Annotated in this window: 8 protein-coding genes; 3 read left to right on the top strand and 5 right to left on the bottom strand. The window is 65.8% G+C overall.

From position 1 onward, the window contains the following. Window positions 1–16: 16 nt before the first annotated feature. Both AC1DX5_RS08500 and AC1DX5_RS08495 read right to left on the bottom strand, forming a co-directional pair. Window positions 17–169 (bottom strand): hypothetical protein, encoded by a 153-nt coding sequence (locus AC1DX5_RS08500; protein ID WP_465173844.1) that lies wholly within the window; start codon window positions 167–169, stop codon window positions 17–19. Window positions 170–206: 37 nt separating this feature from the next. Then, window positions 207–6,845 (bottom strand): beta strand repeat-containing protein, encoded by a 6,639-nt coding sequence (locus AC1DX5_RS08495; protein ID WP_478014828.1) that lies wholly within the window; start codon window positions 6,843–6,845, stop codon window positions 207–209. Between the two features lie 163 nt (window positions 6,846–7,008). Here AC1DX5_RS08495 and AC1DX5_RS08490 point away from each other — a divergent pair, with 163 nt between their 5' ends. Next, window positions 7,009–7,341, top strand: a complete 333-nt coding sequence (locus AC1DX5_RS08490; RefSeq protein ID WP_478014826.1) for a DUF6481 family protein — start codon at window positions 7,009–7,011, stop codon at window positions 7,339–7,341. A 42-nt stretch (window positions 7,342–7,383) separates the two neighbouring features. On the opposite strand, the gene AC1DX5_RS08485 is transcribed toward AC1DX5_RS08490, so the two are convergent. Next, complete coding sequence (locus tag AC1DX5_RS08485) at window positions 7,384–9,432, bottom strand: NAD(+) synthase (RefSeq protein WP_478014825.1); 2,049 nt, start codon at window positions 9,430–9,432, stop codon at window positions 7,384–7,386. Between the two features lie 45 nt (window positions 9,433–9,477). After that, window positions 9,478–9,987 (bottom strand): homogentisate 1,2-dioxygenase, encoded by a 510-nt coding sequence (locus AC1DX5_RS08480; protein ID WP_465177043.1) that lies wholly within the window; start codon window positions 9,985–9,987, stop codon window positions 9,478–9,480. 101 nt (window positions 9,988–10,088) lie between these two features. Between AC1DX5_RS08480 and AC1DX5_RS08475 the strand changes: the two genes are divergently transcribed. Both AC1DX5_RS08475 and AC1DX5_RS08470 read left to right on the top strand, forming a co-directional pair. After that, window positions 10,089–11,492, top strand: a complete 1,404-nt coding sequence (locus AC1DX5_RS08475) for a M20/M25/M40 family metallo-hydrolase (protein WP_478014824.1) — start codon at window positions 10,089–10,091, stop codon at window positions 11,490–11,492. A 10-nt stretch (window positions 11,493–11,502) separates the two neighbouring features. Continuing rightward, window positions 11,503–11,949 carry a hypothetical protein gene (locus tag AC1DX5_RS08470; protein ID WP_478014823.1) on the top strand — a complete coding sequence of 149 codons (447 nt, stop codon included), beginning with the start codon at window positions 11,503–11,505 and terminating at the stop codon, window positions 11,947–11,949. A gap of 140 nt (window positions 11,950–12,089) precedes the next feature. On the opposite strand, the gene AC1DX5_RS08465 is transcribed toward AC1DX5_RS08470, so the two are convergent. Then, window positions 12,090–14,636: a TonB-dependent receptor gene (locus AC1DX5_RS08465; protein WP_478014822.1), complete on the bottom strand. Its 2,547-nt coding sequence runs from the start codon at window positions 14,634–14,636 to the stop codon at window positions 12,090–12,092. Window position 14,637 lies beyond the last annotated feature (1 nt).

Raw genomic sequence — 14,637 nt, 5'->3', positions numbered from 1 at the left:
CGCGGCAGCCGGCGGATCAGGAGCCGAAGCTGAGTGCGCCGTCCGGGATGATCGGATCGAAGCTGTTTTCAGCGTCGCCGGCCTTCATCTTCTCGACTCGCGGAGCCACCCAAACGCGTCGCGGCTGCAAGGCGGGCTGCGTCCCGGTTGGCTTGACGACCTGCTTCATCCAAGTTTCCCCTGTAAAACCGAGAACCATCTGCCACCTATAAGACAAAATCGCTCCCCGTGAAGCTGTATGCGCCAAGTGTCGTGACGGCGATCGCGAAATCGGCAATGCCGTCCCCGTCCACATCGCCCTCGACCGTCCAGCTGGTGCCGGAGCCCGACACGCGAAGCTCGCCCGCGACATGGTTGAACGCGCTGCCCCCGATATACGAAAAGGCGTCGTTGCCGCCGGCCGCGGTGCTCGCGTCGATCACCGAAAGATCGATATGATCGCCGGCATTGAAGTCGGTGATCTGATCCATCGCGCCGGTGGTCGATTCAGTGATGGCGCGGAAATAGAAGGTGTCGTTGCCGCCGCCGCCGGTCATCACGTCCTGGCCGAGCCTGCCCCAGAACTGGTCGGCATTCGCGCCGCCGGTCATCGAGTCGTTGCCGGCGCCCATCATGAAGCGGAAGGAGCCGTCGGTCTCGGCCGAGCCGTCGAACGCCACGTCCTCGCCGGCTTTCAGCGCATTGGCCGAGATGGTCAGCACCTTTCCGGCGCCGACATTCGCGTCGTCGAGCGTGATATCGTAATCGAACGCCGTGCCCGGCGCCGCGAACCGCGCATCGGTCGCCGATATCAGCACCAGCGTTTCGATGTTGGTCATGGTCGTGGCGAGGAAGGTGACGCCGCCCGAATAATCGCCGCGCAGACCAAGCTGGTCATCCAGGCCTCCCTGGCCGTCGACCTGGTCAGCCGCCGTGAAGCGCCCGTCATCGCCGAAGAAGAACGCGTCGCTACCCTGACCGCCGGTCAGGTCGTCGTGGCCCTGGCCGCCATAGATCAGGAAGGAGCCGTCGGTTTCCGCCGCGCCGTTGAAGGTCAGGTTCTCACCGGCCTGCAGCAAATTGGCGTTGACCGTGAGTGTCTTGCCCGCCTCGACATTGGCGTCGATCGTGGTCAGGTCGTAGCTGTACTGGCTGCCGCTCGTGTCGCCGAAGCTCGTCGTGTTGCCGGAGAAGATCACCAGCGTTTCGATGCCGACCAGGTTGTTCGCGCCGAAGGTCAGCGCGTTCGGGCCAGTATAATCACCCTGCAACCCGACCTGGTCGTCCGTGCCGGCGCCTCCATCGACATTGTCGGTCGAATCCAGCGCGGCACCGAAATAGAAGCCGTCATTGCCGCCGCCGCCGGATGCGCTGTCGGTGCCGCCATGCTGGAGCATGTAGAGGTCGGCAGTGCTTCGGCCGAGAAGCACATTGGCGCCGGTATCGCCGGCCAGCTGGTCGTCGGCGGAACTCACGCCGTTGATGGTCACCGAGACCGTGCCGGTGTCGCCACCGTCCAGCGTATAGGAGAAGCTGTCGATCGCGCTGGTGTTGACCGCGCCGGTCGCGGTCGCGGTTGCGAGGTCGATCAGGCTGTTGAACGCCCCATGCGGATCATAGGTCAACGTGCCGTCGGCGTTGAGCGACACGCGCGCGCCCGAGGCCAGGGTAGTGAAATCGCCCGGGTTGACCAGCGTCGCGCCATTGACCGTCGCCAGCACCGGCGCCGGACTGTCCACATCCGTGTCGTTGGCCAGCACGTCGACGATCACGGTCGCGTTCTCGAACAGGGTGAAGCCGGTATCGTCCGTCGCCACCCCGGCATCGTCGACCGGATCGACGGTAATGCCGACAATGGCCGAGACGCCTGAACCGCCCGGACCGCCGATGCTGTTGTTGTTAAAGGCGCTGAGCGTGCCGTCCAGCATATTGGCGACGATGATGTCCAGGTCGCCGTCAGCATCGGGATCGCCGAGGGCGATCCCAACCGGGATCCCGTCGCTGCCCAGATCGACCGGCGCCTGGAACGTGCCGTCGCCATTGCCCGCAAGGATCGAGATCGTGCCCGGATCATTGCCGTTGGTGACGACCAGGTCGATGAACCCATCCCCATTGAGGTCGGCCGCGACGATCTGGGCGGGGGTGCCGTCACTGGTGGTGGTATAGCCGACCGCGGCGGCGAAGCTGCCGTCGCCATTGCCCAATGCCACCTGCACCCCGCTGATCGAACTCGGATCGGACGGGTCGGCGATCGAGGAAAAGGCGATGTCGAGCGCGCCATCTCCGTTGAAATCGCCAAGCATCAGATCGGTGATATGGGAAGCGCCGCTCAATATCTGGGTCGCCGATCCAAAGGTACCGTCGCCATTGCCGAGCAGCAGATCGATCGCGCCCGGCGGCGTCATGCCGGGCAAGGTGCCGGCACTGCCCGCGAGCAGGTCGAGAAAGCCGTCGCCATTGACGTCGCCGACCGCGACCGAAGCGATGAACTGGCTGGTCGTCGTCGAATAGGCCGGCGGCTGGAAGACGCCGGGCGCGCTTTGCAGCATCACGCCGACACGGCCATTGTCGGCATCGGTGACGACCAGGTCGGTCAGGCCATCGCCGTCCAGATCGGCCGCCACCAGGTCGAAGGCATAGGGGACCGCCGCGATCGTCTCGGTGTCGCCGGTGATCGACGAGACATAGCCGACATAGCCGCCGCTGCCCGCGCCCTCGCTGGAGAATGCGATATCGGTCACCCCATCGCCGTCGAAATCGCCAAAGGCGAAGGCGCGGGGCGAGCCGTCGGGTATTCCGAAGCCGCCACTGAACGTGCTGCCGAACACGATGATGCCGCCCTCGACTCCGATCACGATCTCGGCGGCGGAATCGCCGTCAAGGTCAGCGAAGCCGAGCGCGGTGGGCGGAGTGCCGACGGGCAGCGACGGGAAGGGCGTGAAGGAGATGGGCGCGCCTGAATTGACCGCGATGGCGGAGATGTCGAGCTCGTCAGGCCCGTTATAGTCCTGATCGCCGAGATAGGTCAGGCCGTTCGCCGCCGCGAGAGTCGCGTTGATCTGATCCTGCGTGGCGGTGAGGGTGATGGTGTTCGAACCGTCGGCGCCGCCGGTGATGGCGCTCGCGTCGATTCCGCCCGCCACGTCGGTGCGGATGTCGAGCGTGCCATGCGCAACCTCAAGGGTGACCGTCACGAGGCTGGTCGCCGGGTCGGCCGCGACGCCGTCGACGACGATGCCGGTCAGCGCGATCGCTACGTCCTCGTCGCCGGTCACGTCCGGGCCGGTCAGGATCTCGGCATAAGGGAGGACGTCGAGCGCGACGGTCGCGCTGGCGGTCTCGGCGCCGTCGACGAAGCTGAACGTCACGTCGCGCGTGCTGGCGGCGGAGAGATCGTCGATATTCTCGTAGAGGATGCTGGCGGCGAGCAGTTCGATCGCGCAGGCGCAGGCATCGGCGTTGAAGGTGACGACCAGCGGGGCGCCATTGACGCCGCCGCTCCACGTGCCGACCACATCGCCTTCATAGGTGATGTTCGATCCGTCGACACCGAGCTCGCCGGGGCCAGTGCCGACATCCTCGATGGTCAGCTGATCGCCAGCGGTCGCGCCGGCGATCGAGATGGTCATCGTCGCGCCGTCCCAATCTTCATTGTCGTCGTCGAACACCGCGTCGAAGGCGAGATAGACCGGTCCGTCGCCTTCCGTGAAGGTGGCGACGGCATTGTTGCCCGAGGCGAAATAATCGAGATCGAGCTGAGGCGCGTCGTTGATCGCGGTGATGACGATATTGGCGGTCGCGCCGCCGCTCTGCTCGCCGCCGTCGCCGCTGTTGCCGCCATCATGGATGTCGAGCATCAGCGTGGCGCTCGACGGCGGGAAATCGTCGTCGGCGGTGTAGGTCACGACGCTGCTGGCGTCGCTGTTGAGCAGGGCGTTGATCTCGTCGATCGTGCCGGTCAGCGTCACCTGCCAGCTGTCATTGTCCGTGATGACGACGCTCGTGCCGCCCGCCTCGACATGCAGCACGCCGTAGTCGACGCCGAGGGTCACCGTCACCTCGCCGGTGCCGGCATCGGGGTCGGCGACCGAAAGGCCGCTATTCTTGATGTCGAGCGCGACCTGCTCGGTCGCGGCATAATCGGTCAGCGGCGCGGTCGCGGTCGGCGCATCGTTGATCGCCACGACGTCCAGCACGAGCTGCGCGCTGCCCGTATCGAATCCGCCGAGATCGGTGCCGCCGCCGTCGACCAGGCTGAAGTCCAGGGTGCGCTGGTCAGTCGTGGGCGTATCGGAACTGGTGAAGAAAGCGATGTTCTGCATCGTCGCCTGGACCGCGCAGCCACACGCATCGGCATTGAACACGACGATCAGCGGGCCACCATTGGTGCCGCCGTTGAGCGTGCCGACGATCGTGCCCTCATAGCTGAGGGTGAGGCCCGACACGCCGATTTCACCCGGCCCGGCCCCGACGTCATTGACGGTAAGCTGGTCGTCGGCCGTGCCGTTGTTGCTGATGGTCACGGTCAGCGTGGCGCCGTCATAGCTCGTATTGTCGTCGGTCAGGGTCGCAAAGGGCGCCAGGCCCGCCAGCGGGTCACCCTCATAATAGGTCGCGACCGCGTCGTTGCCGGCTTCGAAGATATCGAGATCCAGCACCGGTGCGTCGTTGACCGACGCGACGGCGACGGTGACGGTGGCGGTATCAGTCAACCCGGCGCCGTTGCGCGTGACATAGTCGAAATGGGCGTCGCCGCTGAAATCGGCATCGGGCGTGAAGGTGACGCTGCCGTCCGCATTGAGCACCGCGCTGCCGCCCGACCAGGCGCTGACGCTGTCGATCACCAGGGTCTCGTTGCTCGCGACGCCGTCATTGCCGAGGATGTCGGCGGCGGCGAAGGTTATCGGGGTGTCCTCGGCCGCTGCAAGCACGTCATCGACCGCATCGACGCCAGGTGCGACGTTGAGCAGGATGGTGTAGGTGCTCGATCCCTCGATGGCGGTCGGATCGCCGATCTCTACGCTCGACGCATTGAGCTCCAGCTGGAGGCCGCCGCTATAGTCGGCGGCGGTGGTGATGGTCAGGTGCGCGGTGCCAGCGGCCAGCGCATCGAGAAAGGCCGCATCGCCCGGGTCGCTGCGATCGATCACCCAGGCGCTGGTGGGATCGCCGCTGTCCGCGCGATGCCCTGCCGACAGCGTGAAGTTTTCGGGAAGCTGGCCGATCGTTACCAGGTTCAGCATCTCCGAACCGTCCTGATCGGCGAGCGTGATGGTGGTCGGCAACTCGACCGTGTCTCCGGCCCGGACGTGAATAAACTCCGGGGTCGGATCGAAGTGACGGATGAAGATGTCCTGGTCGGTGCCGCCGCTGGCGCGAAGCTGCAGCCAGCCGACGGTGAAGGTGCCGTCGTCATTGACGGTGATGGTCGGCTGCGCATCCTGGATCGGCTGACCCGAACCGTTCATGCCGGTGTTGCTGACGTTCACCGCGCCCCCCGCCGCCGGGGTGCCATTTCCTGAGAAGACCTGCGTGAAGATATCGTTGGTGCCGTCGACGCCGTTATTGCCGATCCAGGCAAGGACGAACCGGCCGTCGGGCAGGCCGGCGACATCGACCGAGAATTCTGCGGAAGAGGCCAGGTTGAGCGGGGTGAAGTCGAGCACCGCCGCGGTGCCGTCCCAATGGAACAGGGTGACGTGCAGTTCCTCGCTGCCTGAGCCGTCGTCCTGCTGCCACACCACCACGAAATCGCCGTTCGCCAGTCCGGTCACGGCCGGCAGCGTTCCGCCGCTGCTGTTCGCCGGGGTTTGCGGGCCGGGCGTGTCGGTCTCGTCGACGCGCGTCGCGACGATCATCCCGCCGCTCTGGGCCGCGACGACAAAGGCGCCGTCATCCCCCACCGCCGCGACATGGTGCGCCGGGGGATCGAAACTGGACCCGGAGTTGAAGCCGGGATCGGCACCGGTCATGACCAGGAAGGGGCCGCCGTCGGTGGTGCCGTCCGCCTCATAACGCTGGGCATAGATGTCGGCGGCGCCGGCATTTTCCACTGCCCAGGTGACGACGAAGCCGTCACCGACCGCCGTCACGGTCGGATCGGCCTCGCGCCCCGTGGTACTCGCCGCCGTGCTCACGACAAGCGCCGGCGTCGTCGTTCCGGCGTCGTAGAAAGCCGTGACGATGTCGCCGCCGCCGGTCGACCCGCCGTCGACGACCCAGGCGATGGCGAAGCCGCCATCCGGCCGCCCGGCGGCGGAGGGCTGGATCTCGTTGACTCCGCCGCTGGCGGTAACGGCAAAGGCAGCGCCTTCGGGCGCACCGCTCGCGTCATATATGCGTGCGCTGACGCTTCCGGGGAACAACCCCTGCTGCCAGACGACGAGCGTGCGACCGCCGTCGAGCGCGGTGACGATCGGGCCATTCTCCTGGCTGGACGTGCCGGTCACGTTCTCGGCCGGCCCGAGCACGTCGGGCTGATCGTTGATGTTGACGTCGATCAGCGGCGCGTCGGCGACGGGATCCGCCGTGATCGTCGCGGTTGACGGAGCAGAGACCTCCGAATCGCTATCGACCGCGACATAGTGAAAATCAGTGACGCCGCTCCAGTCGAGATCGGGCGTGAAATAGAGCACGACGGTCCAGAGCCCGGTGTCGGGATCCAGATAGTCGGCAACGTAATCCGCCCCGACGGTTACGGGATTGCCCAGGTAATCCGTGAGCGTGCCGTTGGCCGGCAGGTCGTCCAGGCGGAAAATGGGGGGAGTCGAATCGCCATCGTCCTGATCATAGGCCCGGAGAGTGACGAAGATGATTCCATCTTCCGTGCCGACCGCATCGATATCGTCCGATACTGGCGTTGCCATCGACTATCCCCCGCATTGGCGATCCGCCCCCGCGGATTCGTCTCCACATCGTATAATCAAATTACGTCAATACGTCATGAAAATTAATGGCATTCATCGTGCCAATATAATCTTCAATTCCTGTGGCATTTCCTATCGCGCGAAAAGTCTCTAAGGGGCGCCGATGGCATCGTATAAAGAACCCTCCTTCAAGGACCGCGCCGCGCTTTCCGCGCAGGCCAAGCAGGCTGCTCTCGAAAAACTGAAGGCGAAACCGCCGGTCGACCCCGTAGTCGCCGCCGAGCGTGCCGCCGCCCGCGCGGCCAAGGAAGCCGCCGAAGCGCAGAAGCGCGCCGACAAGAAGGCCGCGATGGAGCAGGCCCGGCTCGACAAGATCGCCAAGGCCGAAGCCGCGAAGGCCGAGGCCGAGCAGGCCGCCGCCCGCTCGCAGATGACCGAAGCCGAGAAGAAGGCGGCGCGCGATGCGCGCTACGCTGCGCGCAAGGCCCGCAAATAGCTCTTCGGCAGACCGCCCCGCGGGGCCGCTGCTACTTCCACGCTAGGGCAGATTCTTCGCCAGCTCGTCGAGCCACGGCCTGGCCGTGCCGTCGGACGGCGCACGCCAGTCGCCGCGGGGGGATAGCGCGCCGCCGGCCGAGACCTTCGGCCCGTTCGGGATGGCGGAGCGCTTGAACTGGCTCGTCACGAAGAAGCGGACGAGGAATTTCTCCAGCCAGCCGCGGATCGTCCCCAGGTCATAGTCATGGCGCGATGCCGGCGGAAAGTCGCGCGGCCAGCGGCCCGCCGCGGCGTCGCGCCACGCATGGAGCGCCAGGAAGGCGATCTTCGACGGCGCCATGCCGTGCCGCACGACATAATGCAGGAAGAAATCGTTGAGCTCGTACGGCCCGATCCGCGCTTCGGTGCTCTGCATCGCGCCGTCGGCGCCGGCCGGGACCAGCTCGGGCGAGATCTCGGTCGCCAGGATCGCCTCGAGGATCGCGTCGGTCTCGCGGTCATACTGGTCGGTCCGGATGCACCAGCGGATCAGGAACTGGATCAGCGTCTTGGGCACGCCTGCATTGACCGCATAATGGCTCATCTGGTCGCCGACGCCATAGGTGCACCAGCCCAGCGCCAGCTCCGACAGGTCGCCGGTGCCGACCACCAGCCCGCCGCGCTGATTGGCGAGGCGGAAGAGATAGTCGGTGCGCAGCCCCGCCTGGACGTTCTCGAAGGTCACGTCATAGACCGGTTCGCCCTCCGCGAAGGGATGCTCCATATCGGCGAGCATCTGCCTGGCGGCGGGGCGGATATCGATCTCGTCGCCGTCGACGCCCAGGGCGCGCATCAGCGCCCAGGCGTTGCTCTTGGTATGCTCGCTGGTGGCGAAGCCCGGCATGGTGAAGGCGAGGATGCGGTTGCGGGGTAGCTCGAGCCGGTCCATCGCCTTCGCCGCGACGATCAGCGCATGAGTCGAATCCAGCCCGCCCGACACGCCGATCACCAGCCGCTCGGCCCTGGCCGCCTCGAAGCGCTTGAGCAGCCCCTCCACCTGGATGTTGAACGCCTCGTAGCAATCGGCGTCGAGCTTTTCCGGGGTATTGGGCACGAAGGGGAAGCGGCGGATGTCGCGCTTCAGCCCGATATCGGCATAGTCGGGCTTGTGATCGAAGGCGATGCGGCGGAAGCGCGTCTCGGGATGCCCGGCCAGCACCGCTGAATCGTTGAACGTGCCGGTGCGCATCCGCTCCTGGCGGATCCGGCCGCAATCGACATCGGCGATCAGCATGCCCGGCTTTTGCGGAAAACGCTCCGATTCGGCGAGCAGCTCGCCCAGTTCGTGCACCATGCCCTGGCCGTCCCAGGACAGGTCGGTGGTGCTTTCTCCCGGCCCGGCCGCCGAGAAGACATAGGCGCAGACGGCGCGCGCGCTTTGCGAGGCGCAGAGCAGCGCCCGCTCGCGCGCCTTGCCGACGACGATGTTGGAGGCCGAGAGATTGCAGCACACCAGCGCCCCGGCGAGCGCGCCCATGGTCGAGGGCGGGGTGGGCGACCAGAAATCCTCGCAGATCTCGGCATGGAAGACGAAGTGGGGCAGGTCGCTCGCCGCGAAGATCAGGTCCGGGCCGAACGGTGCCGTCTGCCCGGCGATCGCGATCTCGCCGGACTGGCCCGCGCCGCTCGCGAACCAGCGCTTTTCATAATATTCGCGGTAGTTCGGCAGGAAGGTCTTGGGCACGACACCCAGCACCCGTCCGCGCGCGATGACCACCGCGCAATTGTAGAGCCGGTTGTTGCGCGGGATCGCCGCGCCGACCAGCAGCACCGGGCGCAGCCTGGCGCTGGCCGTGACCACGGATGCCAGCGCGTCCATCGTCGCGCGCTGCAACGCATCCTGCAGATGCAGGTCGTCGATCGCGTAGGAGCTGATGTTGAGCTCTGGGAAGACGAGCAGGTCGGCGGCGCTTTTGTGGCCCTGCTTGGCCAGCGCGATGGTCGCCTCCGCATTGGCCATGGGATCGCCCACCGTCGCGCGGGGCGTGCAGGCGCCGACGCGGATCAGCTCATGGCTGTGGATCGAGTGGAACGGATGTGCCTTCGCCATGGCAAGCGCTTAGCGAGCTTTGGTTGCCAATGCCATGTTCGCCGCTCAGGGCAGTCTGGCGATCAGGACGCCGGCCACCGCGTCCTTGCCACCTTCGATCTGCAGCACGTAATTGCCCGGGGTCAGCGCGAAATCGACCATCTTGCGGATGCCGGTGCAGCTCAGCTTGTGCGTGTGGGCGGTGGACGCGAGGAATTTCCCGTCCTGCGCGATGTTGATCCAGGCACTGGTGCCGAGCGCCACGCGATAGGTGCCGGCGCTCGCCACGCTGAAGATCGCCATGCCGCTATGGGTGGTCAGCGCCGGGGCCTTGTTCGGCATGGTGGCAAAGGTCACCTCCGGGGTCGGCGCCAGCGCCAGGTCGGTACGGCTGCCGATCTTTACCAGCGCCTTGGCCAGCCCGCCGGGCGTGGTTGCCGCGGCAAGCGGGGTGCCGTTCGCCCAGCCGGCGAGTTCGGCGGGCAGGGCGGGGCAGGGGGCAGGGCTTGCCTCCTGCGCCATGGCGGGGAGCGCCGCGAAGGACAGAGTCAGCGCGAACAGGGCGGCAATTTTCACGGGTCACCTCGCAATCGATCGATCATCATAACGCCCCGCCGCCCGCTTGACGACCCGGAGCGCGCCGTTACGCACGTGTTTCAAGCAATTGGAGTCGGGCGATGAACATGAAGCGGGCAGCAGCGATACTGGCACTGGGCACTGCCTGCACGATCGGCACCGGCGCGGCGGCGAAGACCGTGGCGCATCCCCAGGCCGAGGCCCAGGCGCTCGACCTGGCGAAGAAGGCCATCGCGCTGCGTTCGGTGCGCGGGCCGGGCAACGAGACCGACAAGGTCGCCGCCCTCTACAAGGCTGCCCTGGTCGAAGGCGGTTTCGCTGACGGCGATGTCGAGATCACGCCGGTCGACGATACCGCCTATCTGATCGGGCGCTGGCGCGGTTCGGATCCCAAGGCCAAGCCGCTGGTGATTTCCGGCCATATGGACGTGGTCGAGGCCAAGCCGTCCGACTGGCAGCGCGATCCGTTCACCCCGGTGGTCGAGAATGGCTATCTGTTCGGCCGCGGCGCGACCGACATGAAGCTCGACGGCACCATCGCCATCGCCGCGCTGATCGAACTCAAGCGCTCGGGCTACAAGCCGAAGCGCGACATCATCATCGAATTCTCGGGCGACGAGGAAACGACGATGAAGACCTCGGGCATCATCGCCGACAAGCTCTCCCATGCCGAGATCGTGCTCAACATCGATGGCGGCGGCGGCCTGCTCGACGAGAAGACCGGAAAGCCGGTACTGTGGACCTGGCAGGGTGCCGAGAAGACCTATGCCGATTTCGAACTGACCGTGACCAATCCGGGCGGCCACAGCTCGGCGCCGCGCAAGGCCAATGCGATCAATCAGCTCTCGGCGGCGCTGGCGCGGATCGGCGACTATCAGTTCAAGCCGGAGGTCAGCGACCTGACCCGCGCCTATTTCGTCGAGGCGGCGAAATATGAGGATGCCGAGACGGCGGCGGCGATGCGCGCCTTTGCCGCCGACCCGACCGACAAGGCGGCGATCGCCACCCTGACTGCCAACCCGGCGACGATCGGCAAGATCGGCACGACCTGCGTCTCGACCATGGTCAGTGGCGGCCATGCGCTGAACGCGCTCCCCCAAAAGGCGACCGCGAACATCAACTGCCGCATCTTCCCCGGCCACAAGCCCGCCGACATCATGGCCGAGCTGCAAAAGGTCGCGGCCGAGCCGGCGGTGACCTTCAAGGACGTGACCGAAGGCTCGGTCGCCACCGACGCCTCGCCGATGCGGCCCGATTTCATCGCGGCGGTGAACAAGGCGATGAAGACGGTCTATCCGGGCGTGCCCGTCTTCCCCAGCCTGTCGTCGGGCGCGAGCGATTCCATGTGGTTCCGCTACAAGGGCGTGGACAGCTATGGCGCGAGCCCGACCTTCAGCAAGGATTCGGACGATTTCAGCCACGGCCTGAACGAGCGGGTCCTGGTGTCGAACATCGCGCCGGGGATCAGCTATTATCTGTCGGTGTTCACCGACCTGTCGAAATAGGCGGCGGCGGGTGACGGAGCAGGGCGCGATCACGGACGACCCGGTCGTCGCCCGGCTCCTGCGCCACCCGAGCGGGCTCAAGGCGGGCGGCCTTCCCTCGGCCCATGAGGTGCTGGCGACCTATTGGTTAGCGGCGGGGGCAGCATCGTTCGCCTTTTGCCGCCACGGGCTGTTGCTGAATCCAGGCGCGGCGGAACGATATATCCCGTTCGTCGAGATCGATGATGCCGGCTATTACAACCGCGAGATGATCGAGCGGGCAAAAAGGGCCAGGGTCGATGGCGGCCCGGCCAACCTCGTCATCCGCTTGCGCTCCGGCGAGAGCATCGAGCTTACCCTGGAACGGCGTGGTGAGAAGAGGCCGGACTTGCCGACGATCGCCCGGCTTGTGCATCAGCGCGTGGTGATTCATCGTGCTGAGCAGGAGAGGACGTCCCGGGCGAGCGATCCTGCATGAGGATCACCGAACAAATGATCGCGGGTTACCGGGCGGGCGATTTACTCGGCTTCGTGCCGCTCGATGGGCCTCCGCTCTCAGCGGCAGGCGAGGCCTCGTGATACACGAGACCTCGCCTGCCGTTCGAACTCCCGCTGGCGTCAGTAAGCGGCCGACAATGTCAGGAACCACTGGCGCGGCGCGATCGGATAGGCGGAGTAGCTGTTGGTCGCCGATCCGATCGACAGGGTCGATACGCCCTTCTTGTCGGTCAGGTTGGTGACGTTGAGCGCAAGCTCCACCTTGTGCAGCGGCACGATGTTCTCCGGAAGCCGTGCTGCGAGGCGCAGCGACGTCAGGAAATAGGACGGCACGCTGGCGTCGTTGGTGAAGGTGCTGAAGCGGCGACCGACATAGTCGCCGATCAGCTGTGCCTCGATCGGGCCGACCGACACCGTCGCGACCGTCTTGTTCATCCATTTCGGCGTGCCGGGCAGTTGCTTGCCGCAGGTCGGCACGACGCCGCCGGTGACGATATACCCGCCAATGCAGCTGTTGGTTGCGTTGCCGATGCCGAGCGCCGCCGACGTGTAGTCGCTCTGATATTTGGACAGATTGTACGAGGTCGCATTGTAGAGCGAGAAGGCGCGTCCGACGCGGAGCGTGAAGGCGGCATCGACACCGTCCGTCTTGACGTCGCCGACATTGACCAGGATCGAGGTACCGCCGGTGATGTTGCCACCAGCGATGCCGCCCGGGTTCGTCGAGATCGCCAGAAGGCGGTCGTTGAACACGACGTGGTAATAGTTGATCTGCGCGTCGAACCCGATCTCGCCGGAGAAAGTGCGGCGGGTGCGCAGGCCGCCTTCATAGGTCCAGCTGCTCTCTGGCTTGCCCTGGTCGGCAAAGGCGTCGAACGCCGCCTGGCTTCCCGTGAACCACGGACCGCCACCGCCGGCCAGATATGCCTGATATTGCCGCAGGTTCTTCTGGACGTTGAAATAGACCTCTTCATGGCCGTTGAAGTCATAGGTCGCGCCGATCGCCGGTAGGAACCAGCGCAGCGTATTGATCTTGCCCTGCGGCAAGCCGCCCGACAGGCCAGACAGAGACCCGGCCTTGGGCTGGACCGGGAAGCGCCCGTCCGCCCATTGCGCGCTGGTCTTCACGCCGCCCTGGACGATCAGCCGGTCGGTGACCTGCCAGGTATCCTGGATATGCAACTGCAGCTGGTTGATGCTCGCCTCGCCCTGATATTGGGTGAACAGCGGCGTCGCGACCTCGAGCGGGCGGATATAGGGTGTGCTCGATGCCGGATTGTTGACGTCGACGCCGTACCACCGGCGCCACTGCGTGGTGCTGTTATGCTCGAACCAGCCGCCCAGCTCGATCTTGTGGTTGCCGACATCGAGATTGAGCGCGGAGATCACACCTTCGCGGTCGATGCGATATTCCGTGGTGCGGGTGATCAGGCCCGAGCCACCCGTCGCCTTGACCAGCGCGGCACCGGCCGCGGCCGCCTGGGCATCGGTCAGCGCCGTGCAAGCGGTGGGCCGGATCCCGTTGGCGTTGGCGCCGAAACGGCAATTGGCCGGGAGCGTCGCGTAATTGGGGTCGAGATAGGGCTGGGCCGTCGTGATCGACTGGCCGAGCGGGCCGGYAACCACGCCGGCGCCGTCATTGTGATGGAAATAGGCGGTGGTCGACCAGGCGACATGGTCGGAGAATTTCGCGTCGTAGCGAAGATAGCCGAGATAGTCGGTCCGCTGCGCATCCGAATAATAGTTGCGATAATTGCTGCCCTGGGCGGCCGGGGAATTGCCCATCGCGCTCAGATAGGAGGTCCGGTACCCGTCGAAATCCGGGTAGAAGAACGGCTTGGTATAAGGTGTATAGAGCTGGACCGGGGTCGCCGTGCCGCCCGCCGAAGGCTTGAAGAAGACGGTCGCGTCCTCGTTCGGCTGAGTCATGTCGTTATAGTCGAAATACAGGGTCAGCTTCCCGATCGCGCCGTCGTGCACGAACTTGGCGTTCGCCTGGTAACCACCCTGGGTACCGTTGAAGTCCCAGGCCTTGGCATGCTGGCGCGCCGCCGAGATATAGCCCGACGTCGTGCCGCCGCCGAACGTGCCGGTGTCGATGCGGACAAAGGTGCGCGAGGTATCGTAGCTGCCGAAGGTCTGCGCGGCCTGGACGCCGAAACTGCTCAGCGGGCTCGACGAAAAGGTCTCGACGGTACCGCCGAGATTGCTGTTCGAGGCCGTGGCGAGATCGCCGGCGCCGGTCGACACGACGACGCGGCCGACATTCTCCGAAATCACCGCACGCTGCGGGGAAAGGCCGTTGTAATTGCCATAGCTCTGGTCGCCCAGCGGAATGCCGTCCATCGTGTAGCCGAGCTGGTTCGCCGCGAAGCCATGGATGAAGATCTGCGCGTTCTGCTCGTTGTAACCCCAGGGATCGGCGGTGATGTAGAGCACGCCGGGCAGCGTCTGGATCGCCTTCAGCGGCGACACGCCCGGCAGGATCTTCTGGATCTCGCTCTGGGGGATCGCGGTCGACGAGCGCGTCGATTTGGCGGCGGTGACGACGATCGTCTCGTCCGACTGGCTGTCGCTCGAATCGACGACGGCCGTCTGCGCACAGGCTGCGTTGGCGTAGAAGAGCGCGCCCGCGAGCGCGAGCAGGCTGGAAGTATGTCGAATCACG

The sequence above is a fragment of the Sphingomonas sp. P2_B6 genome, from assembly GCF_056404755.1.
Note: the sequence above shows the minus strand (reverse complement) of the source record. Positions and strands in the feature narration are given on the sequence as shown.